Genomic DNA, 21046 nt, shown 5'->3' with positions numbered 1-21046 from the left:
AACGCGCAGGAACCGGAGCGTACACGAAGTACGTGAGGATTCCGAGCATTGCCCGCGTTCAAAATGGCGAACAAAATAGCGCTGTTATTGCCAGCTCACCTCACCTTTCGGCTCATACACACTCACGTCAATCGGCGAATTCTGCTGAATAAACTGCTTAAGCACTTCCGCATCAATAAAGCCGGTATTCACATAGCCCGGTTTATTATCAATATGCGGATAGCCATCGCCGCCCGTGGCGTTAAAGCTCAGTGTTGCCATGCGGTAGGTTTTGGCAGGGTCAACCGGCTCGCCTTTGATTTTGAGGTCATTGAGCTTACCGTCTTTCGCCACAAAACTGACGTTGGCAAACTGCGGATACGCTCCCGAATCGGGTTTCATCTGCGCCACGGCGGTCAGGTAGTCGATAACCTCTTTACCGCTCATGTCGGCATACACCACCACGTTGCCAAACGGCTGAACCTTCAGCACATCTTTATAGGTGATATTCCCGCCCTCAATGGAGTCACGAATACCGCCGCCGCTCATCACGCCGAAGTCTGCGCTGGTACGCGCCATTTGCGCTGCCAGCACCAGATGCCCCATGTTGGTCTGCACGAAGCGGACTTTGCTGCGATCGCCTTCCAGGCGGCCATTGAGCGTGCCAATCTTCACATCCAGCTGCGCTTTGCCTTTATTCTGGAATGGCGTCAGCAGAGAGAGCATCTGCTGGTTTTCAGCAATTTCTGGGGTGTAAAGTACGCGCTCACTTTTCCCGTCCGGGTAAGAGACTTTCTTCTTCAGGTTGACCGGGATCAGCTGGTAGTGCACCAGTTTCATCTCGCCATTACGGAATTCAAAGTCCGCGCGACCAACGTATTTACCCCACTCATGAGCCTGAACAATCCAGATACCGTTCTGCCGGTCTGGCGCGCACGGCGTGCCTGGCACGTAATCCACCTGTTTTTTATTCTCAGACGCCATGCAGACCGGATCTTGTGAGTGACCACCCACAATCATTGCCAAAGAGCCCGCAGGCAAGCTGCGCGCCATCTCGACATCACCCGGTGCATTGGAGCCATGCTCGCCATTATCGTAGTGCCCCATATGCGTGGTGGCGATAATCACGTCCGGCTTTTCATTCTGCTGGAGTTCCTGAATCACCAGCTTTGCTTCGTCTGCCGGTTTACGGAACTCGATATCGGTGAAGTATTCCGGGTTGCCGATTTTCGCCGTGTCGTCGGTGGTTAAACCAATAACCGCGATTTTCAGATCCTGACGCTTAAACAGCGCCCACGGTTTAAACAGGCGCTCACCGGTGCTTTTCTGATAAATATTGGCCGAGAGGAACGGGAATTTGGCCCATTTTTCCTGCTGGCGCAGAACGGTCAGCGGATTATCAAACTCATGGTTACCCACGGCCATCGCATCGTAACCAATTAAATTCATGCCACGGAAATCGGGCTCTGCATCCTGTAAATCGGATTCCGGTACGCCGGTATTAATATCCCCGCCCGAGAGCAGCAGCACACTGCCCCCTTCGGCGGCGACCTCTTTGCGAATGCCATCCACCAGCGTTTTTTGGGCGGAAAGGCCATATTCACCGTATTCGCTGCGCCAGAAATGGCCGTGGTGATCGTTGGTATGCAGAATGGTGATTTTGTAGGTTTTGTCTTTTTCATACGCCTGTGCAGGCAGGCTTGTCAGCCCCCATGCGGCGATCAGCGCTAGCGCCACGCCACGCTTCATTAACTTCATCTCTTCTCTCCCTGACCCATAGACAAACGCAAAAATTACAATGAGTAACAAGAATAGACAAATAAGTTTTCAGAATTGCGACTTTCTTCAAATGTCACAGACGGGTATGTTAGTTGGATAATAATTACACCCTGCATTTCTAATAACAAACGACGTGGTATTCATCTCTATGGCAATCAGTGAATCAACCCAGCCCGTTACGGGCTCTCCGGCGTCGCCGCCACACTCGCGCACGTCCTTTAAGGTTTTAGGCGCAATCAGTCTTTCTCATCTGCTCAACGATATGATCCAGTCTCTGATTCTGGCGATCTACCCGTTATTGCAGTCTGAGTTTTCATTAACCTTCGTACAGATCGGGATGATCACCCTGACCTTCCAGCTGGCCTCGTCGCTGCTGCAACCTGTGGTGGGCTACTGGACGGATAAATATCCGATGCCGTGGTCACTGCCGATTGGCATGTGCTTCACCTTAAGCGGGTTGGTATTGCTGGCGATGGCGGGCAGCTTTGAAGCGGTGCTGATTGCCGCTGCGCTCGTCGGTACTGGCTCTTCGGTATTCCATCCGGAATCTTCCCGCGTGGCGCGTATGGCCTCTGGCGGGCGTCACGGGCTGGCGCAGTCTCTGTTCCAGGTCGGCGGCAACTTTGGCAGTTCGCTCGGCCCACTGCTGGCCGCGGTGATCATTGCCCCTTACGGCAAAGGCAACGTGGCATGGTTTGTCCTGGCCGCCCTGCTGGCGATTATCGTGCTGGCGCAGATTAGCCGCTGGTACGCCGCTCAGCATCGGGTGAACAAGGGCAAACCTAAAGTAAAGGTTACCAATCCCCTGCCTCGCAACAAGGTTATTCTGGCAGTTAGCGTACTGCTGGTGCTGATTTTCTCGAAATACTTCTATATGGCGAGCATCAGCAGCTATTACACCTTTTATCTGATGCAAAAGTTCGGATTATCGGTACAAAACGCGCAGTTCCACCTGTTTGCGTTCCTGTTTGCGGTAGCCGCAGGTACGGTAATTGGCGGGCCTGTTGGCGATAAAATTGGGCGTAAATATGTCATTTGGGGCTCTATCCTCGGTGTAGCTCCCTTTACGCTCATTTTGCCGTACGCAAGCCTTGAATGGACGGGCATTTTGACCGTCATCATTGGTTTTATTCTGGCTTCGGCGTTTTCCGCCATCCTGGTCTACGCGCAGGAGCTTCTTCCGGGGCGTATCGGTATGGTTTCCGGGCTATTTTTCGGTTTCGCCTTCGGTATGGGCGGCCTGGGTGCCGCGGTGTTAGGGATGGTTGCCGATCACACCAGTATCTTCCTGGTTTATAAAATCTGTGCTTTCCTGCCACTTTTGGGGATGTTGACCATATTCCTGCCTGACAACCGTCACAAAGCGTAATTTACCGGCCGTCAAAATTTTACTTTGGCGGCCAAACTCCCTGATGCTATAAGGCTTTTCTCTTCTTCTTCCTGTTGAATTTGTCAAAATCTGCTTTTTTTCACGCTTATTGCTGTTTTATTCAAACTTCAACAATTATTCATAAACATGTCGGTAAAAATTGTCATAAACTGTAACTCGGTTTTTTGGTTTTTCACCAAAAATGGAACACCCCACCACGAAAGGAGACGGAATGCATCACGCCACACCGCTAATCACCACCATTGTTGGTGGACTTGTGCTCGCTTTTATCCTCGGCATGATTGCCAATAAACTGCGAATTTCTCCTCTTGTGGGCTATTTGTTAGCGGGTGTACTGGCGGGTCCTTTTACGCCGGGCTTTGTGGCGGATACCAAACTGGCTCCTGAACTGGCAGAACTGGGCGTGATCCTGCTGATGTTCGGGGTTGGTCTACATTTCTCATTGAAGGATTTGATGGCGGTAAAGTCTATCGCCATACCAGGAGCGATCGCCCAGATAGGGGTGGCGACGCTGCTGGGGATGGCGCTTTCGGCCGTACTTGGCTGGTCACTGATGACCGGCATCGTTTTTGGGCTGTGTCTTTCTACCGCCAGTACCGTGGTGTTGCTGCGCGCGCTTGAAGAGAGACAGCTGATAGACAGCCAGCGCGGGCAAATCGCGATAGGCTGGCTGATTGTTGAAGATCTGGTGATGGTACTGACGCTGGTTCTGCTGCCAGCGGTTGCCGGGATGATGGAAAAAGATAACGTCGGTTTTGCTTCTCTGGCGCTGGATATGAGTATCACCATCGGTAAGGTTGTGGCGTTTATCGCCATTATGATGCTGGTGGGCCGTCGCCTGGTACCGTGGATCATGTCCCGCAGCGCCGCGACGGGTTCGCGCGAACTGTTTACCCTTTCCGTGCTCGCCCTGGCGCTGGGTATCGCCTTTGGTGCCGTGGAGCTGTTTGATGTCTCCTTTGCGCTGGGTGCATTTTTCGCCGGGATGGTACTGAACGAATCCGAGCTGAGCCACCGTGCCGCGCACGACACCCTGCCGCTGCGCGATGCATTCGCCGTACTGTTCTTCGTCTCCGTCGGGATGTTGTTCGATCCACTTGTCCTGATCCAGCAGCCGCTGGCGGTGCTGGGCACGCTGGCGATCATCATTTTTGGTAAGTCGGTTGCCGCCTTCTTCCTGGTGCGCATGTTTGGCCACTCGCCGCGTACGGCGCTGACCATCGCCGCCAGCCTGGCGCAAATTGGTGAGTTCGCCTTCATCCTCGCCGGGCTGGGGATGGCGCTGAACCTGCTGCCACAGGCCGGGCAGAACCTGGTGCTGGCAGGGGCTATTTTGTCCATCATGCTGAACCCGGTGCTGTTCGCGCTGCTGGAAAAATACCTCGATAAAACCGAAACGCTCGAAGAGCAGACGCTGGAAGAGGCTATCGAAGAAGAGAAGCAGATCCCGGTGGATATCTGTAACCATGCGCTGCTGGTCGGCTTTGGCCGCGTGGGTAGCCTGCTGGGTGAGAAGCTGATGGCGCAGGGTGTGCCGCTGGTGGTGATTGAAACCTCACGAACCCGCGTTGATGAGCTGCGCGAGCGCGGCATTCGCGCGGTGCTGGGCAATGCGGCCAATGAAGAGATAATGAACCTGGCGCATCTGGACTGCGCCCGCTGGCTGCTGCTGACCATTCCGAATGGCTACGAAGCCGGTGAGATTGTGGCATCCGCCCGCGAGAAGTGCCCGCATATTGAGATTATCGCCCGCGCCCATTATGACGATGAAGTGGAGTACATTACTGAGCGTGGTGCCAATCAGGTGGTGATGGGTGAGCGTGAGATTGCGAATACGATGCTGACGCTGCTGGAGAAGCCGCCGGTTGAAGAGGCGGTGACTGGGTAAGTATTGTGCGGCCTGATGCCCTCACCCTGACCCTCTCCCACAAGGAGAGGGAACAAACACTAAAAACGGCAACCTGGTTGCCGTTTTGCTTTTACCTTGTGCGGCCTGATGCCCTCACCCTAGCCCTCTCCCACAGGGAGAGGGAACAAATACTAAAAACGGCAACCTCTGGGTTGCCGTTTTGCTTTGACCTTGTGCGGCCTGATGCCCTCACCCTGGCCCTCTCCCACAGGGAGAGGGAACAAACATTAAAAACGGCAACCACTGGGTTGCCGTTTTGCTTTTACCTGTCCCAGTACGCCTCTTCGAGGCTGTCTTCCCTTTCCGGCAGGCCACGCGTTAAGCGCGGGGAGTGCTGGTTCAGTACCTGATAACTCACGCGGTTAGCGTACTTACACACCTGCGCCAGCGACGAATAGGTCAGCCAGCTGAACTTGTGCTTGCTGGAGTTAGGCACATTGGTTTTGTGGTACGCGTTGGCGGTAATGTCGTGCAGCAGCGCGGCCAACGCTCCGTCGCCCGCGCCGTTGGTATTCATTATCTTCTCAGGCCCGCCCATATACGGCGCGATGTGCGAGTAAATACGCAGCGGGTTCTGGCAATCTTTATGACGCATAGCGCGGCTGAATTCGTACTGGTTGAATTCGGCAATGGCGCCCGGCAACAGCGGATGCTGGGTTTTGCGTTTGCTCTCTTCTTCAGTGAAGCCTGCCATGTATAACCCAACCGGCCCGGCGGTGCAAAGCACCAGATCCACCCAGTCCAGCGCTTTATCCGATGCCAGCAGCGGATCGCTTTCTCCTGTCAGCGCTTCCGCTTCTTCTTCGTTCATCGCCAGAATCGAGACGTGCTCTTTCAGGAACGCCTGCCACCACTCCGGGTTGTCGGCAATCACGAATTTGGTGCCCAGAGTCAGTACCACTGGCACGTTATATTTCTTCGCGTACTCAATCGCCTTCATGGTGGCTTCCGGCATCGGCTCACCCGGCTTGCAGCGGACCAGATAGGAGGTCAATACCAGCGCAGATGCGCCTGCAATCACCTCTTCCGGGATACTGTCGGCGCGAAGTTTATTCATGTGGCCTGGGCTGATGGCAAAGGTACGTTCACCGGAATCGCTGATAAGCGTAAAGCAGCGACCGATTGGCCCGTCGACACCCTGGAGATAGTTCAGATCGGTACGGCTGGAAGTGTTGCACAGGTAGCGATAGGCATAGCCACCAATCTCGATATTGCTGCACATCACGCCCAGCAATACGGAACGGTCATCGGCCAGTACGGAATAGTTGTGCATGGTGTTGCCGATGGTGCCACCGGCAAACTGATGGGTGATCAGGTTTTCGCGCACCAGCTCCTGATACAGCGCTTCGGCAACGTCGTCTTCAATGACCAGTGAATGCCCGGCGCTCAAACCGTAACGTTCGACAAACGCGTCATCCACTTTCGCTTCAATATCCACCAGGGTCTGATCGATACCGACCACCCATGCAGCGCTGGTTTCGTTTACCGGCTGAATTTGTTGCAGCAGCGGATCGCGGGCATTGACGGGGAAGTAATGTTTGGATTTACGTTTACCGGGAAATTTCATGGTATGAGCTATGCAAAGAATATGGGCCGGGAATGGTAGCACAAACCCGACCTATAGCGCGATCAGCGGCTGTTTGCCACCAGCGACACCATCATATCGATATGCTCTGAATCGTCGTTAAGTGCAGGAATGTACTCGTATTTCGTACCACCAGCCTCCAGGAAAAATTCCCGGTTTTGCACCGCGATCTCTTCCAGCGTTTCCAGGCAATCTGCAGAGAAGCCCGGCGACATCACCTGAACGTGTTTCACGCCCTTCTCGCCCAGCATTTTCAAGGTTTCATCGGTATACGGCGTAAGCCACGGCTCGCGGCCAAAGCGCGACTGGAAGGTCATCATCACTTTCTCTGGCGGCAATCCGAGCGCTGAAACCAGCTCTCGCGTGGTATCACGGCAGCGCTGAGGATAATCATCACCTTCATCGGCATAACGCTGAGGAATACCGTGGTAAGAGAGCAGCAACACATCCGGCTCACCGTGTTTTGCAAACGATGCCCGGGCACTGCTTGCCAGCGCTTTAATATAGAGTGTGTTATCAGCGTAATCGCGAATGAACGTGATACCCGGAATACGGCGGCGAGTGGCCAGAATACGCGCCAGTTCATCCCATACCGCGGCAACCGTCGAGCAAGAGTATTGCGGATACAGCGCCAGCACCACGATATGATCAACGCCCTGTGAAAGCAGGTCATCAACCGCACTGGCAAGCGAAGGCTTGCCGTAGCTCATTCCCAGCGCCACCGGCATATCCGGCAAACGGGCCGCAAGGGCTTTTTCCTGGCGACGACTGTAGACCATCAGCGGCGACCCTTCTTCCATCCAGACGGACTGATAGAGTTTCGCCACACGCGGGGAACGAATCGGCAGAATGGCTCCGCGCAACAGCGGCCACCACAGCAGTCTCGGGGTATCCACGACGCGGGTGTCGCTCAGAAATTGTCGCAGGTAACGTTTTACTGCTTCTGGAGTGGGTGCATCTGGAGTGCCCAGATTGGCAAGCAGGATGCCGGTTTTCGCCTGACTCATTCACGCCTCTTAACCATTTGAATGGTTGTCAATTGTAGCGGAAATGCGATTAAACGAAACCAATTACAGCGAAAGGGAATTGAGAAGATTTCTCACCCGGGGATCCGGGTGAGCCCACGTCATCCTTCAGCCTGCCTCTTTGTTGGCTGCGCACGCTCACCCCAGTCAAATAGTTTTCTATGTTCCTGGGGATTCGCGTGCTTGCCGCCGCGATGCAGACCGAATGATTTTGTGGGGTGCAATTAGCCGAGGATTTTTTCCAGCTCTGCACGTACGTCAGCAACAGCCTGGGTGCCGTCTACTTTCGCGTATTTGGTGTTACCCGCCTGCGCTTCTTTAGAGTAGTAGCCGATCAGCGGCGCAGTCATCTGATGGTATTCCACCAGGCGCTTACGCACGGTCTCTTCCTGATCGTCTTTACGGGTGGTCAGCTCTTCGCCGGTCACGTCGTCTTTACCTTCAACCTTAGGCGGGTTGAATTTGATGTGGTAAACGCGGCCAGAAGCAGCGTGTACGCGACGACCCACGATACGGTCAACGATCAGCTCGTCTGGCACGTCGAATTCCAGAACATAGTCTACGTTGATGCCCGCTTCTTTCATGGCGTCAGCTTGTGGGATGGTGCGTGGGAAGCCGTCCAGCAGGAAACCGTTACGGCAGTCTTCCTGAGCAATGCGCTCTTTTACCAGAGCAATAACCAGTTCGTCAGTAACCAGTTTGCCTGCGTCCATGATGTCTTTCGCTTGTTTACCCAGCTCGGAGCCAGATTTAACAGCGGCGCGCAGCATGTCACCGGTGGAGATTTGCGGAATACCGTATTTCTCCATGATGAACTGAGCCTGAGTTCCTTTACCCGCGCCCGGAGCGCCAAGCAGAATAATACGCATTGCGAAAATCCCCTCAAAAGTTGGTTCAATTTTTCAAAAGCGCTAAACAATACCACCAGAACGGACGTGGCTCAAGGAAGGCGGGACGGCTGAAACGGTTAATGAGGGAGAATATTTGGGTTAGTGCAATTTGGTGCCCTCACCCCGGCCCTCTCCCGCGGGGAGAGGGAGAAGACCTGGGGAGGCGTGGTCAGTTACGCCAGCAGCAGCGCATTCACACGTTTAATGAAGAGGTTAGGATCTTCCAGCGTACCGCGTTCGGCCAGCAGAGACTGATCCAGCAGCAGCTCAACCCACTCGGCAAACCGGCTTTCGTCCTGAGTATCTGCCGCGCGTTTAACCAGCGGGTGATCCGGGTTCAGCTCGAAGATATATTTTACTTCCGGCATCGCCTGGCCCGCCGCAGCGAACAGTTTTGCCATCTGGGTGCCCATTTCGTCGGCATCGGTGGTGACAATCGCCGGGGTGTCGGTCAGACGATGCGTGAAACGCACCTCTTTCACACGGTCGCCCAGCAAGGTTTTCACACGCTCAACGAACGGCTCCAGTGCTTTTTCGGCTTCTTTCGCGGTTTCATCCACTTCATCTGCCAGCTTGTCGATGGATTCATCGGCTTTGGCAACGGACTGGAAGGTTTTGCCGGCGAACTCGGTGAGGTAGTTCATCATCCATTCGTCGATGCGGTCGGAAAGCAGCAGAACTTCGATGCCTTTCTTACGCAGCAGCTCCAGGTGCGGGCTGCTCTTCGCGGCGGCATAGCTGTCGGCGGTGATGTAGTAAATCTTCTCCTGCCCTTCCTTCATGCGCGCGACGTACTCTTCCAGCGACACGGTCTGTGCTGAAGAGTCAGTATGCGTGGAGGCAAAGCGCAGCAGCTTAGCAATGGCTTCGATATTGCCGGAATCTTCCGCCGGGCCTTCTTTCAGCACCAGGCCGAACTGTTTCCAGAAGGTCTGGTATTTTTCGGCATCGTCTTTCGCCAGTTTTTCCAGCATCTGCAACGTGCGTTTAGTCAGCGCGTTACGCAGGTTACGGGTGACGGTGCTGTCCTGCAAGATTTCACGGGAGACGTTCAGCGGCAGATCGTTGGAATCGATCAAACCACGGGTGAAACGCAGGTAGTTCGGCATGAACTGCTCGGCTTCATCCATGATGAACACGCGCTGGACATACAGCTTCAGGCCGTGCTTGTGATCGCGATTCCACATATCCCACGGCGCCTGTGCCGGGATATACAGCAGGCTGGTGTACTCCTGCTTACCTTCCACACGGTTGTGGCTCCAGGTCAGCGGGTCAGTAAAGTCGTGGGCGATGTGCTTGTAGAATTCGTTGTATTCTTCGTCTTTGATTTCAGACTTGTTGCGCGTCCACAGCGCCTGCGCCTTGTTGATCTTCTCCCAGGAAACTACGGTTTCGCCGTCGTTCTCTTCCTGTTTTTCGATCTCAACCGGCAGCGCGATATGGTCCGAATACTTGCTGATGATCGAACGTACACGCCAGTCGTTCAGGAAATCGTCTTCGCCTTCACGCAGGTGCAGAGTGATCTCAGTCCCGCGATCCGCTTTGGTGATATCCGCAACGGTGTACTCGCCTTCACCCTGGGATTCCCAGAACACGCCGTTTTCAGCGCTCTCACCCGCAGCACGGGTGCGTACGGTCACTTTGTCCGCCACGATAAATGCAGAGTAGAAGCCCACACCAAACTGGCCAATCAGTTGGCTGTCTTTAGCCTGGTCTGAGCCCATGGATTGCAGGAACGCTTTGGTGCCTGATTTAGCGATAGTGCCGAGATGGTCAATGACTTCATCACGGGTCATACCAATGCCGTTATCGGCGATGGTCAGCGTGCGGTTCTCTTGATTAAAAGAGACGCGCACGCGCAGATCGCCGTCGCCTTCATACAGATCCGGGTTAGACAGCGCGCGGAAACGCAGCTTGTCCGCCGCATCGGAGGCGTTGGAAATCAGCTCACGCAGGAAGATTTCTTTATTGGAATAAAGGGAATGGATCATCAGATGCAGAAGCTGTTTTACTTCTGACTGGAAACCACGGGTTTCTTGTCCTTTCATCTAAGTCGACCTCAACAATGCCATTTAATGGGGTTTTAAAACGTTGAGTGAGAGATGGGGATAGAAGAGAAATTTTTCAAGCGGAGGCCGCGAATGCAGCCTCCGTTTGTTCAGAAAATAATCTTGTGACGTCCGGCCAGAGAGTGCGACAGCGTGGTACCGTCTACCATTTCCAGCTCACCGCCAACCGGTACGCCGTGGGCGATACGGCTGGCGTCAACGCCTGCCTCTGCGCACAGTTCGGCGATGTAGTTGGCCGTTGCCTCCCCTTCCACCGTTGGATTGGTGGCGAGGATCACCTCTTTGATCGTTTCGGACTTAAGACGCTGTTCAAGGCGGTCAAGACCGATATCATCCGGGCCAATACCGTCCAGAGGTGAGAGATGCCCCATCAGCACGAAATAGCGCCCCGAAAACTGCCCGGTTTGTTCGATAGCGTAGATGTCCGCCGGACTCTCCACCACGCAAATCTGACCGTTTTCCTGACGACGCGGGTTCGAACAGATGTTACAGACGTCCTGCTCGGTAAACGTACGGCAATCCGCACAATGACCAATTTCTGACATGGCGCGGGTTAAAGCCTGCGCCAGGCGCATCCCGCCGCTGCGGTCGCGCTGCAAGAGCGTGAACGCCATGCGCTGCGCCGACTTCGGGCCAACACCCGGCAGGCAGCGCAGTGCTTCCATTAACTGCGTGAGCAGCGGACTGGTTTGCATCAGAATGGCATCTTGAAGCCCGGCGGCAGTTGCATACCGCTGGATACAGAGGCCATTTTCTCTTTCTGAGTTTCGTCGATACGGCGAGCAGCATCGTTGAACGCCGCAGCAACCAGATCTTCCAGCATCTCTTTGTCGTCTTCGAGCAGACTTGGATCGATTTCAACGCGGCGGCAGTTGTGCGCACCGTTGATGGTCACTTTGACCAGACCCGCGCCAGATTCACCCGTGACTTCCAGCTGAGCGATCTCTTCCTGCATCTTCTGCATTTTTTCCTGCATCTGCTGAGCCTGCTTCATCAGGCCACCCAGACCGCCTTTACCACCAAACATAGGCTTCTCTCTTCTTTCACGTTTAATGATTACAACCGTAAGTCAGACTCACGATCAAATGGGGCGAATACTCTCTTCATCCAGGTCTGCATCGAAGAACCGGCGCAGGGTCTGGATGTTGTTATCCGCAATAATCGACTCACGCGCCTGCGCGAGCTTCTCTTCATAAATAGCCTGTCGCCACTCCAGTGGCGTTCGCACCGCCGGATTATCATCTTCAATGATAGTCAATTCAACCGGCGAACCCTGTAATGTGGCGAGCGCCTCAGCCAGCGCTTTTTGCGCCCCCGGGGAATTCAGGTGCCGCTGCCCCGGACGCAGATGCAGGCGAACCTGATTGCCATCCTGCTCTTTCCAGGCATTAAGCGCTACCTGCTCCACCAGCTTCGGCAGCTGTAATTTGCTGACCTCTGCGGCCCAGGCATCGCGCTCAATAGATTCTTCGGCCAGCTTCGCGGCCAGCTCCGGCGTTTTTTCATGTTCCAGCGCCTTTTTCAGCGCTTTCGGAGTCGCGACCTCTTCCTTTACCGTTTCGATAATCGTGGTCGCTTTCCAGCGATAAGCCTCTTCCTTCACCGGGGCTTTTTGCTCAAGCGCGGATGGCGCAGGGCGCGACTGCACGCGCTCCGTTACCGAAGCCAGTCGTTCAAGCGCGGCGTTATTTACCGGCCGCGCTCTGCCTGGCGCTGCCGGTTCACTCTTTTTTGGTTTGGTTGCTCCCTGCGCACGTTGCAACTGGCTTCGTGCGGCAAGCACCGAACTGGTGGCGTCCGACAGCGGCACATTTTGCTGTGGCGGCGGTGTCGGCTGCGGTGGCACCTGCTGCGGCGACATTACAGCCGTGGGCGCGACCGGGGCAAAAGATTGTTGCGGGACTTCCGGCTCCGGCAGCGGCATCCGCGGGTGGAACGCCAGCGCGCGCAGCAGGGTCATCTCAACGCCCATACGGCGGTCAGGTGCAAACGGTAGCTCTTTGCGGCCGATTAGCAGCGTCTGATAATACAACTGCACATCAGTTGGCGGCACGGTGCGGGCAAGTTCACGCATCCGCTGCTCTATCACCGCCATATCGGCACCAATGGCCGATGGAGAAAGTTGCAGCATCGCCACGCGGTGCAGCAGGCTGAGCATTTCAACCAACAGTCCTTCCCACTCAACGCCGCGTGCAGCCGCCGCGTTGACCAGCGACATCACACGCTCGCCGTTGGCGGCAATCATGGCTTCAATCAGCGACAGCGCCTGGTCATCGTCCAGCGTGCCGAGCATGGTGCTGACCGCATCGGTCGAGAGTTTACCGTCACCGCTGGCGATCGCCTGATCGGTAAGGCTTAATGCATCGCGAAGGCTGCCGTCTGCCGCGCGTGCCAGCAGTTGCAGGGCACGTGGCTCATGAACAATCTTCTCTTCATCGAGAATATGCTCAAGCTGAGCGCGGATCTGTTCAACGTCCAGCGCTTTCAGATGGAATTGCAGACAGCGAGACAAAATCGTCACCGGCAGCTTTTGCGGATCGGTGGTCGCCAGCAGGAATTTCACATGCGCAGGCGGCTCTTCCAGCGTTTTCAGCAGGGCGTTGAAGCTGTGACGCGACAGCATGTGCACTTCATCGATCAGGTAGACCTTAAAGCGCCCGCGCGCCGGTGCGTACTGGACGTTATCCAGCAGATCGCGGGTATCTTCGACTTTGGTGCGCGAGGCGGCATCAATCTCAATCAGATCGACAAAACGGCCTTGCTCGATTTCGCGGCAGTTATCACACACGCCACAGGGTGTCGCGGTGATCCCGGTTTCGCAGTTCAGACCTTTTGCCAGCAAACGGGCAATAGAAGTTTTACCGACGCCACGGGTGCCGGAGAAAAGATAGGCGTGATGGATGCGACCTAGCGACAAGCCATTCGCCAGGGCCGTCAGCACATGTTCCTGACCGACAACGTCAGCAAAGGTTTGTGGTCGCCATTTACGGGCTAACACCTGATAACTCATGGGCAGGCTCTGCAACGCTGGAAGGTGAATTTATGGAGGGGAATGCTATCACAACCTCACCCATTGAGCGAGGTTGTGACTATCGGGATCAGTGACCCGGGAATGGCACCAGGCTGTAGCTGGTAATACCTTGTTTTTCCAGGCGCTGCTCGCCGCCCAGATCGAACAGGTTGATGATGAATGCGGCGTCAGTCACTTCACCACCCAGACGGCGGATCAACTTCACGGTCGCTTCAATCGTGCCGCCAGTCGCCAGCAGATCGTCCACCACCAGCACTTTGTCGCCAGGCTTGATCGCATCAACGTGGATTTCCAGTTGATCGGTGCCGTATTCCAGCTCATAGCTTTCAGCAATGGTTTCGCGCGGCAATTTGCGTGGTTTACGCACCGGCACAAAGCCAACCCCCATCGCCAGCGCAACCGGTGCGCCGAACAGGAAGCCACGGGCTTCAGTACCTACTACTTTGGTGATCCCGGCGTTCTTATAACGCTCAACCAGCAGTTCAATGCTGAGCGCGTACGCTTTCGGGTCTTCCAGCAAGCTGGTGACATCACGGAAAAGAATGCCAGGCTTTGGATAATCCTGGATGCTTTTGATGCTGTTTTTCAGATATTCAAGCTGCTGTGCAGTTGCGGTCATCGGTTTGTGCCTAAATAAAACAGTGTTACTCACAGCGCACGTAAGAGGTTGGCAAAGGTAACAATTGTTTAACCTTTAACCAGGTGCACCTGTGCTCGAAAACGGTCGAATTTACTGGCTACGCAAGATAATTGCAACAGACATTATAAGGCGTCAGTGCTTTTGTTGCTTTTCATCAACCACCGGGATCCGCCACATAAAGATGAGCAGACAAGTCAGGATCACCAGCAGCAGGATGCGTACCCACATCATTTTCACCAGCCATAACGATATGGCGAAGGTTAACAGGATAACGGCAATCGCCCGTGGCTTTGCGCCAGGCGGCATCGCACGATGTTTTTGCCAGTGGCGCAGATAACCGCCAAACCATGAGCGATACAACAGCCAGTGGTGAAAGCGTGGCGAAGAACGGGCGAAGCACCAGGCCGCCAGCAGAATAAAAGGCGTGGTAGGCAAGAGCGGTAAAACAACGCCCAGAGTGCCAAGTACTACCGCGAGCCAGCCAATGATGATTAGAATAGTACGCTTCATAATGCGAATCGTTATCAAACTGAACGGCTACTTTACCACTGGAGAGCGGATTGAAAACAGCCTTGCTTCTGAATACGCTGCAAAATCAGATGGCGCTTCTGCGTGAGCAGGCCACACCGCTGATGGGACATGCAACGCTGAAACCGCGCTTTGATCGGCAGCTTTTTCGTACCCGTAGCACCTTGATAAAGGATTATCTTGATGAGGCACAGGCGAACCTCGATGAGTTGCGCCACGCGGTACAGAGCGAGCACGCCGAACAGGTGGCCTGGCTTGCGGAGCACCTCACCGAACAGATAACCGCCCTGCACCGTGAAATTGCGGCCTGGCCGCTGCGTATGTGGGACAGCGCTTCATCGGGTGCGGGAAAATGGCAGCGCAAGCGGCTCGAGAACCAGGAATTCGAACGCCGCCTGTTTGAAATGAAGCGCGAGCGGGAAACGCGCCTGAACAGCAGTGAAACGCTGGAAGAGCAGCAGCTATTGATGCGCGAAATTAGCGCCCTGGAAGGCCGCCTTGTCCGCTGCCGTCAGGCGCTGGATGAGATTGAACGCGTTATAGAACGTCTGACCCGCTAAAAGGAGCCGCGAATGTCACTGGAAAATGCCCCCGATGAGGTCAAACTGGCCGTTGATTTGATTATGCTGCTGGAGAATCATGAGATCCCGGTAGAGACAGTGCTGAAGGCGCTGGAGATTGTACGCAAAGATTTTGAGGGTAAGGTGAAGGCCTGTTGCCCTCACCCTAACCCTCTCCCACCGGGAGAGGGAAAATAGATTATGCCGGAGTAGGATCGTCACCCTTAATCTCGCGCTTCACTTCCGTATGCTCGTCACCTTTTTCATTACGCAGGTGAACCTCAAGCTGGTTGAAGGCGATATTGATGTCGTTTTCACGACACAGACGATCGATAGAGCGGTTCAGCTCATCCACGGTATAGCTGCGATCGCGCAGTTCGCGCACGTATAAGCGCAGTTCGTGATCCAGCGTGCTCGGGCCAAAGGTGGTGAAGAATACCGACGGTGCCGGATCGTGCATCACTTTCGGGTGTTCGGATGCCGCCTTCAGCAGAACCTCTTTCACTTTATCCAGATCCGATCCATACGCCACGCCCAGGCGGATCACCACGCGGGTTACCGTGTCGGAGAGCGACCAGTTGATCAGGCGCTCGGTCACGAACGCTTTGTTCGGGATGATCACCTCTTTACGATCGAAGTCCGTTATCGTGGTGGCACGAATACGGATCTTACTGACCGTCCCGGAGAAGGTGCCGATAGTCACGGTGTCGCCAATGCGCACCGGGCGTTCGAACAGGATAATCAGGCCAGAGACGAAGTTACCGAAGATCTCCTGCAAGCCAAAGCCCAGACCAACCGAGAGCGCCGCGGCCAGCCATTGCAGTTTGTCCCATGACACGCCAAGCGAGCCAAAGACCGTCATTGCACCGACAATAATGATCACGTAGTTCAGGATTGTGGTAATGGCATACGATGCCCCCTGACGCAGCTTGAGTCGCGACAGCACCAGCACTTCGAGCAGCCCCGGTAAGTTTCGGATCAGCGCCCAGGCGACCATCGACGACACCAGCGCAAAGAGCAGGCTGCCCATTGTGACGCTTTTCATCACCGTCGCCCCGGCTTCAGTACCGCTGTACTGCCAGAGAGTGATGCTGTCGAGATACGCAAATACGGTAATTAAATCAGACCAGATAGCCCAGAACATCACCCCGAACAGCGATACCATAACCAGCATGGTGATACGCAGCGTCTGCTGGTTCACCTGCTCCAGGGCGATGGTTGGCTCTTCCTGTGGTTCCGCGCCTTCGGCCCCCTCTTTCACCTGATGCTGGCGACGCGCGATCGCACGGCGATAAGCGATACGGCGAGCCGCCACGCTCAAACCACGCAGTACCGTCTGGTACAGCAGGTTCCAGACGATCACCAGATAGACGGTTTCAATCCAGCGCCCGGAAAGACGCAGCGTGGTATAGAAATAACCCGTTGCGGTCAGCACCATCAGCGCCAGCGGGATAATCGCCAGTACCGTCACGGTGACCAGACGAATATTGTGAGACTCTTTATCGCGCCAGCTGTCACGGCACATCGGCCACATCAGAACGGCAATCAGCAGCAGGTTCAGCAGAATCACCAGCTGACCCAGTACGTCATCCATCAGATGCAGCGGAGAAAGCTCAGACACCACCGACCAGAAGTGCAACGGTAAAAGCGCAAGGCTGATACGCACAATCTGACGACGCCAGTGGCTGGTCAGTTTCTCAGGCATATTGAAGTGGCGCACGGCAACGCCGTCTTTTTCCAGCACTTTCCAGCACACGCCAAACACCAGCCAGAACAGCGCTAGTTTTTTACTGAATGCCCACAGCAAATCGCTGATATTGAGCTGCATGGTAAGCAGGATCAGCCCGGCCGCCAGAATCAGCAGGCAGATCGGCAGGGCGCGGATCAGGTCAATCAGGATCGCTTTTGGCGTATGAAGCTGGCTGTCGTTACGCAGTTGGCCTACTTCCTGAGCCAGCTTCTCCTGATATTTCTTCAGCCAGCCAAGGCGCCAGCGAATCAATCCTGCAATCAGCAGTAACGGCAAACCGGCCAGGAAGGCAATCATCACCGCAGGCCAGGCTTTCTCCCAGTTCACGGTGATTTTCATGCTCTTGATCTGCGCTTTCAGCGTTTCTGGGAAGGATTTAATCCAGTCCCAGTCCATTGGCTTGTTGCTGTTTACCCAGAAAATTTGCTGAGTCAGGATCTCCTGAAGATTTTTAGAGACGCTAACTAACTGCTGCTGATTGATTTGCAGGTTAATCGCCATCATCAGCTGGTTACCAAGCTGCTTGTTGAGCTGGTCAAGCAGCTCGCGGCGCATATCCACCACCTGCAACAGCGCATCGTGAACTTCAGGGTTCACATCACTGGAGTGCCCCTCTTCCACTTTGGCAACAAAAGCGTCGCTCTGGAAAAGCGTGTCGCGCTGCTGGTTTACGTCAAATTGCTCCAGACGCAAATCGGCAATGCGGTTGGTCATGTCTTCCAGCTCATCCGCGGACGGCAGCGTCTGCTGTTGCTGGTACAAAATGCGTGACAACAACAGGCTGCCTTTGAGTACGGCAATCTGCTCTTTAATATTGCGTTCCGCCTGGAGTGCACGGTCCAGCCAGTTTTTCACTTTAATGTTTTGCTGAACCAGCGAGTTACCGCTTTCAGTCGCCTGAATAAGGCGCTGGCTGAGCTGATGGTTAACCTCCAGCTCCTGTTTAACCAGCGGGTTGGCCTGAATACGGGCCGTCTCGTCTGGCGAAACGGCCTCCTGCGCGGTTTTTTCCGTGAGCGTCAGGCGCTTGCTGTTTACCGCCTCCTGCAACAGCTGAAGCTGGTGCTCAAGACGATTAATGTTTGCAGTGACGTAATCGCGTTGTTTTTGCAGCGTATCCTGCAAGACAGTGTTGCCTTCCAGGCTCTTACGTTGCTGCTCGATTTGCGCGTTAAGAAGCGACTGCTGGCACAGCAGCAGCGTCTGCTGAGTAGGACGTAAAGCCCCTTCCCCAACGGTGGTGCCATTCAGACGGTTACGGATTTGCTGTAGCTGTTGGGATGCCGAATACATCGCGTTTTGCACGCGCTCTGGCTGGGTTTGCAGCGACACCAGTTGGCTATTGTAAGTGGCCAGGTCGGACTGACCGGTTTGCAGGTCGTCCAGCAGATCCGCTACGCGAGACTCCAGCTGACGCAGCGACAGCGTCGAGAGCGTTTTGCGGGTTTCATCATCGTTATCGACATCGCTTAAGGCATTCAACGCCTCAGTTGCCTTGCGCATATTGTCCGGCGCCTGGGCAACCTTCTGGCGAAGCTGGGCGGTTTCTGCTTTCACGCGCTCAATTTTATCAAGCGTTTCCAGCGTTTCGGTTAAATCCTGCTGGACGAGCTTTTCTTGTGGCGACAGATCTTTTTGCTTGTTCAGGGTATCGAGTTGCGACTGAACATCGGCACGCGTGGGAACGTCATTGGTGTTATCTGCGCGGGCATAGGAAGCAGGTGTTGCCGCAAAGAAAAACAACATGACAAAAATAAATGCAAAAACAGAGTGTTGCGAGCGATTGTAATGCAGCATAGTCATGAATGTGATGTGTGAGAATGACCGAAAATAGTCCGGCGTGCAGGATATCACGCCCGCGTTTTGCAGAATAGCGCGAACCGTAACCTCTGGGAGAATTCCTGGGATGACTTAAGCCGACAGGGACGTTGTTTCACCGCGAAGCGTTGGGCTAAGCTGACACATCTCAAGAAAAATCACGACGTAATCGCGTGCTTCTTTTTTTAAATCAAATGACTGGGGAGAGAAAAGCCAGTTTTCCATCAGACCCGAAATGTAAGCGCGCATCAGGATAGCGGCCCGACGGGTGAGCAAATTGGCAGGTAACATTTTTGCCTGAATACATTGATTTAGCGTATATTCTATACGGTCATAGCTTTCCAGACTCAGACTTCGTTGCGCCTGCTGGACAACCGCCATTTCGCCAACGAATTCGCATTTATGGAAAATAATTTCCATCATTAACCGGCGGCGTTCTTCAACGACTGTTGCTTCAAGGATATATACTAAAATTTCTCTCAATACTGAGAGTGGATCGTCGGGGAATTTTGCCCGATACTCAGTCTCTAGATCACTAATGCTAGATTCTGAAAGCTCCCAGATTTCACTAAACAGATCTGACTTGTCTTTAAAATGCCAGTAAATCGCTCCCCGCGTCACACCGGCGGCCTGAGCAATCTGCGCCAGTGAGGTTGAAGACACACCTTGCTGAGAGAACAAACGCATAGCCACATCAAGTATGTGTTGACGAGTTTCAAGTGCTTGTTGTTTGGTTTTTCGTGCCATGCGTCAGTGAATTTACAGGAGTCAGATTTACATACATTTATGAATGTATGTACCATAGCATGACGATAATATAAACGCAGCAATGGGTTTTTAGACTCAGGACCCTTGATCAATTTGAAATCGGACACTCGAGGTTTACATATGAACAAAAACAGAGGGTTAACGCCTCTGGCGGTCGTTCTGATGCTCTCAGGCAGCTTAGCGCTAACAGGATGTGACGAGAAACAGGCTCAACAAGGCGCTCATCAGACACCAGAAGTGGGTGTGGTGACGCTCAAGTCCGAACCTCTCCAGATAACAACAGAATTGCCCGGTCGTACCAGCGCTTATCGCGTTGCCGAAGTTCGTCCTCAGGTGAGCGGTATCATCCTGAAACGTAACTTCACCGAGGGTGGTGACGTTGAAGCTGGTGTTTCTCTGTATCAGATTGATCCAGCAACCTATCAGGCCGCTTACGAGAGCGCAAAAGGCGATCTGGCTAAAGCCGAAGCCGCAGCGAAAATTTCGCAGCTGACGCTGAATCGTTACAAAAAACTGCTTGGTACTCAGTACATTAGTCAACAGGATTACGATACTGCCTTGGCCGATGCACAACAGACTAATGCAGCCGTCGTCGCGGCTAAAGCTGCCGTTGAAACTGCACGTATCAACCTGGCGTATACCAAAGTGACCTCACCAATTAGCGGTCGTATTGGTAAGTCTTCCGTTACGGAAGGCGCGCTGGTCCAGAACGGGCAAACTACTGCGCTGGCCACCGTGCAGCAGCTTGATCCTATCTACGTTGACGTTACCCAATCCAGCAACGATTTCCTGCGCCTGAAACAAGAGCTGGCAAACGGTACGCTGAAACAGGAAAACGGTAAGGCGAAAGTAGAGCTGGTCACCAGTGACGGCATTAAATTCCCGCAGGCGGGTACACTTGAGTTTTCCGACGTCACCGTTGATCAGACCACCGGTTCCATCACCCTGCGTGCTATTTTCCCGAACCCTGACCACACCCTTTTACCGGGTATGTTCGTTCGCGCACGTCTGGAAGAAGGGACCAACCCAACCGCGATTCTGGTTCCGCAACAGGGTGTGACCCGTACGCCACGTGGCGATGCGAGCGCGCTGGTTGTGGGTGCAGATGACAAAGTCGAAACGCGCAATATCACTGCAGCGCAGGCGATTGGCGACAAATGGCTGGTAACGGAAGGTCTGAAAGATGGCGATCGCGTGATTGTCACTGGTTTGCAAAAAGTACGTCCTGGCGCACAGGTAAAAGCACAGGAAGTCGCTTCTGACACTCAACAAAAAGCCGCAGCCGACGGTCAGTCAGAACAAACCAAGTCTTAACTTAAACAGGA

Annotated in this window: 17 protein-coding genes and 1 other annotated feature; of the genes, 5 read left to right on the top strand and 12 right to left on the bottom strand. The window is 54.3% G+C overall.

Features of this window, described 5'->3' with window-relative positions:
• Positions 1–84 precede the first annotated feature (84 nt).
• The gene (gene ushA, locus F3J30_RS11110; RefSeq protein WP_166717275.1) at positions 85–1737 is read right to left on the bottom strand and encodes a bifunctional UDP-sugar hydrolase/5'-nucleotidase UshA; all 1653 of its coding nucleotides are present in this window, start codon (positions 1735–1737) and stop codon (positions 85–87) included.
• A gap of 169 nt (positions 1738–1906) precedes the next feature.
• Between ushA and F3J30_RS11105 the strand changes: the two genes are divergently transcribed.
• Together F3J30_RS11105 and ybaL are read left to right on the top strand one after the other, a co-directional pair.
• The gene (locus F3J30_RS11105) at positions 1907–3127 is read left to right on the top strand and encodes an MFS transporter (protein ID WP_166717274.1); all 1221 of its coding nucleotides are present in this window, start codon (positions 1907–1909) and stop codon (positions 3125–3127) included.
• A gap of 232 nt (positions 3128–3359) precedes the next feature.
• Positions 3360–5036, top strand: a complete 1677-nt coding sequence (gene ybaL / locus F3J30_RS11100) for a YbaL family putative K(+) efflux transporter (protein ID WP_014069171.1) — start codon at positions 3360–3362, stop codon at positions 5034–5036.
• Positions 5037–5319: 283 nt separating this feature from the next.
• On the opposite strand, the gene F3J30_RS11095 is transcribed toward ybaL, so the two are convergent.
• The 9 genes from F3J30_RS11095 to F3J30_RS11055 all read right to left on the bottom strand — a co-directional run bounded on the left by F3J30_RS11095 (position 5320) and on the right by F3J30_RS11055 (position 14807).
• Positions 5320–6624: an inosine/guanosine kinase gene (locus F3J30_RS11095; RefSeq protein ID WP_014069170.1), complete on the bottom strand. Its 1305-nt coding sequence runs from the start codon at positions 6622–6624 to the stop codon at positions 5320–5322.
• Between the two features lie 62 nt (positions 6625–6686).
• The gene (gene hemH, locus F3J30_RS11090; RefSeq protein ID WP_166717273.1) at positions 6687–7649 is read right to left on the bottom strand and encodes a ferrochelatase; all 963 of its coding nucleotides are present in this window, start codon (positions 7647–7649) and stop codon (positions 6687–6689) included.
• A 242-nt stretch (positions 7650–7891) separates the two neighbouring features.
• Complete coding sequence (gene adk / locus F3J30_RS11085) at positions 7892–8536, bottom strand: adenylate kinase (RefSeq protein WP_014069168.1); 645 nt, start codon at positions 8534–8536, stop codon at positions 7892–7894.
• A 194-nt stretch (positions 8537–8730) separates the two neighbouring features.
• A complete protein-coding gene (gene htpG / locus F3J30_RS11080; protein WP_166717272.1) occupies positions 8731–10605 on the bottom strand; it encodes a molecular chaperone HtpG in 1875 nt (624 codons plus the stop codon).
• A 110-nt stretch (positions 10606–10715) separates the two neighbouring features.
• A complete protein-coding gene (gene recR, locus F3J30_RS11075) occupies positions 10716–11321 on the bottom strand; it encodes a recombination mediator RecR (RefSeq protein WP_166717271.1) in 606 nt (201 codons plus the stop codon).
• Positions 11321–11653 carry a YbaB/EbfC family nucleoid-associated protein gene (locus F3J30_RS11070; RefSeq protein WP_003858972.1) on the bottom strand — a complete coding sequence of 111 codons (333 nt, stop codon included), beginning with the start codon at positions 11651–11653 and terminating at the stop codon, positions 11321–11323. The genes recR and F3J30_RS11070 overlap by 1 nt, the downstream gene beginning before the upstream one ends.
• A 54-nt stretch (positions 11654–11707) precedes the next feature.
• Positions 11708–13636 (bottom strand): DNA polymerase III subunit gamma/tau, encoded by a 1929-nt coding sequence (gene dnaX / locus F3J30_RS11065; protein WP_166717270.1) that lies wholly within the window; start codon positions 13634–13636, stop codon positions 11708–11710.
• Positions 12314–12378 (bottom strand) — a sequence feature (DnaX frameshifting element). Its footprint overlaps the gene before it by 65 nt.
• A gap of 88 nt (positions 13637–13724) precedes the next feature.
• A complete protein-coding gene (gene apt / locus F3J30_RS11060; RefSeq protein ID WP_000127359.1) occupies positions 13725–14276 on the bottom strand; it encodes an adenine phosphoribosyltransferase in 552 nt (183 codons plus the stop codon).
• Between the two features lie 153 nt (positions 14277–14429).
• Positions 14430–14807, bottom strand: coding sequence for a DUF454 family protein (locus F3J30_RS11055; protein WP_014069164.1), 378 nt, complete (start codon positions 14805–14807; stop codon positions 14430–14432).
• A 50-nt stretch (positions 14808–14857) separates the two neighbouring features.
• Here F3J30_RS11055 and priC point away from each other — a divergent pair, with 50 nt between their 5' ends.
• Together priC and rsmS are read left to right on the top strand one after the other, a co-directional pair.
• On the top strand, positions 14858–15385 hold the full coding sequence (gene priC, locus F3J30_RS11050; protein WP_166717269.1) for a primosomal replication protein N'': 528 nt from the start codon (positions 14858–14860) through the stop codon (positions 15383–15385).
• 12 nt (positions 15386–15397) lie between these two features.
• Complete coding sequence (gene rsmS, locus F3J30_RS11045) at positions 15398–15583, top strand: pleiotropic regulatory protein RsmS (protein WP_166717268.1); 186 nt, start codon at positions 15398–15400, stop codon at positions 15581–15583.
• A gap of 1 nt (position 15584) precedes the next feature.
• Here rsmS and mscK read toward each other — a convergent pair whose 3' ends face one another.
• Both mscK and acrR read right to left on the bottom strand, forming a co-directional pair.
• Positions 15585–18932 (bottom strand): mechanosensitive channel MscK, encoded by a 3348-nt coding sequence (gene mscK / locus F3J30_RS11040; RefSeq protein WP_166717474.1) that lies wholly within the window; start codon positions 18930–18932, stop codon positions 15585–15587.
• Between the two features lie 114 nt (positions 18933–19046).
• Positions 19047–19700 carry a multidrug efflux transporter transcriptional repressor AcrR gene (gene acrR / locus F3J30_RS11035; RefSeq protein WP_014069160.1) on the bottom strand — a complete coding sequence of 218 codons (654 nt, stop codon included), beginning with the start codon at positions 19698–19700 and terminating at the stop codon, positions 19047–19049.
• Between the two features lie 141 nt (positions 19701–19841).
• Here acrR and acrA point away from each other — a divergent pair, with 141 nt between their 5' ends.
• Complete coding sequence (acrA, locus tag F3J30_RS11030; protein ID WP_014069159.1) at positions 19842–21035, top strand: multidrug efflux RND transporter periplasmic adaptor subunit AcrA; 1194 nt, start codon at positions 19842–19844, stop codon at positions 21033–21035.
• Positions 21036–21046 lie beyond the last annotated feature (11 nt).

Source organism: Enterobacter sp. Tr-810 (assembly GCF_011752765.1).
Lineage (GTDB): Bacteria > Pseudomonadota > Gammaproteobacteria > Enterobacterales > Enterobacteriaceae > Enterobacter > Enterobacter soli.
The sequence above is the reverse complement of the archived record's forward strand: the minus strand, read 5'-3'. Positions and strand labels throughout refer to the sequence as shown.

What these genes read in the sequence shown, in the direction of transcription:
- acrA (WP_014069159.1), top strand. Translation starts at nt 19,842, where the DNA reads ATGAACAAAAACAGAGGGTTAACGCCTCTGGCGGTCGTTCTGATGCTC.
- adk (WP_014069168.1), bottom strand. Translation starts at nt 8,536, where the DNA reads ATGCGTATTATTCTGCTTGGCGCTCCGGGCGCGGGTAAAGGAACTCAG.
- ushA (WP_166717275.1), bottom strand. Translation starts at nt 1,737, where the DNA reads ATGAAGTTAATGAAGCGTGGCGTGGCGCTAGCGCTGATCGCCGCATGG.
- htpG (WP_166717272.1), bottom strand. Translation starts at nt 10,605, where the DNA reads ATGAAAGGACAAGAAACCCGTGGTTTCCAGTCAGAAGTAAAACAGCTT.
- F3J30_RS11055 (WP_014069164.1), bottom strand. Translation starts at nt 14,807, where the DNA reads ATGAAGCGTACTATTCTAATCATCATTGGCTGGCTCGCGGTAGTACTT.
- F3J30_RS11095 (WP_014069170.1), bottom strand. Translation starts at nt 6,624, where the DNA reads ATGAAATTTCCCGGTAAACGTAAATCCAAACATTACTTCCCCGTCAAT.
- acrR (WP_014069160.1), bottom strand. Translation starts at nt 19,700, where the DNA reads ATGGCACGAAAAACCAAACAACAAGCACTTGAAACTCGTCAACACATA.
- dnaX (WP_166717270.1), bottom strand. Translation starts at nt 13,636, where the DNA reads ATGAGTTATCAGGTGTTAGCCCGTAAATGGCGACCACAAACCTTTGCT.
- hemH (WP_166717273.1), bottom strand. Translation starts at nt 7,649, where the DNA reads ATGAGTCAGGCGAAAACCGGCATCCTGCTTGCCAATCTGGGCACTCCA.
- apt (WP_000127359.1), bottom strand. Translation starts at nt 14,276, where the DNA reads ATGACCGCAACTGCACAGCAGCTTGAATATCTGAAAAACAGCATCAAA.
- mscK (WP_166717474.1), bottom strand. Translation starts at nt 18,932, where the DNA reads ATGCTGCATTACAATCGCTCGCAACACTCTGTTTTTGCATTTATTTTT.
- F3J30_RS11105 (WP_166717274.1), top strand. Translation starts at nt 1,907, where the DNA reads ATGGCAATCAGTGAATCAACCCAGCCCGTTACGGGCTCTCCGGCGTCG.
- F3J30_RS11070 (WP_003858972.1), bottom strand. Translation starts at nt 11,653, where the DNA reads ATGTTTGGTGGTAAAGGCGGTCTGGGTGGCCTGATGAAGCAGGCTCAG.
- ybaL (WP_014069171.1), top strand. Translation starts at nt 3,360, where the DNA reads ATGCATCACGCCACACCGCTAATCACCACCATTGTTGGTGGACTTGTG.
- recR (WP_166717271.1), bottom strand. Translation starts at nt 11,321, where the DNA reads ATGCAAACCAGTCCGCTGCTCACGCAGTTAATGGAAGCACTGCGCTGC.
- rsmS (WP_166717268.1), top strand. Translation starts at nt 15,398, where the DNA reads ATGTCACTGGAAAATGCCCCCGATGAGGTCAAACTGGCCGTTGATTTG.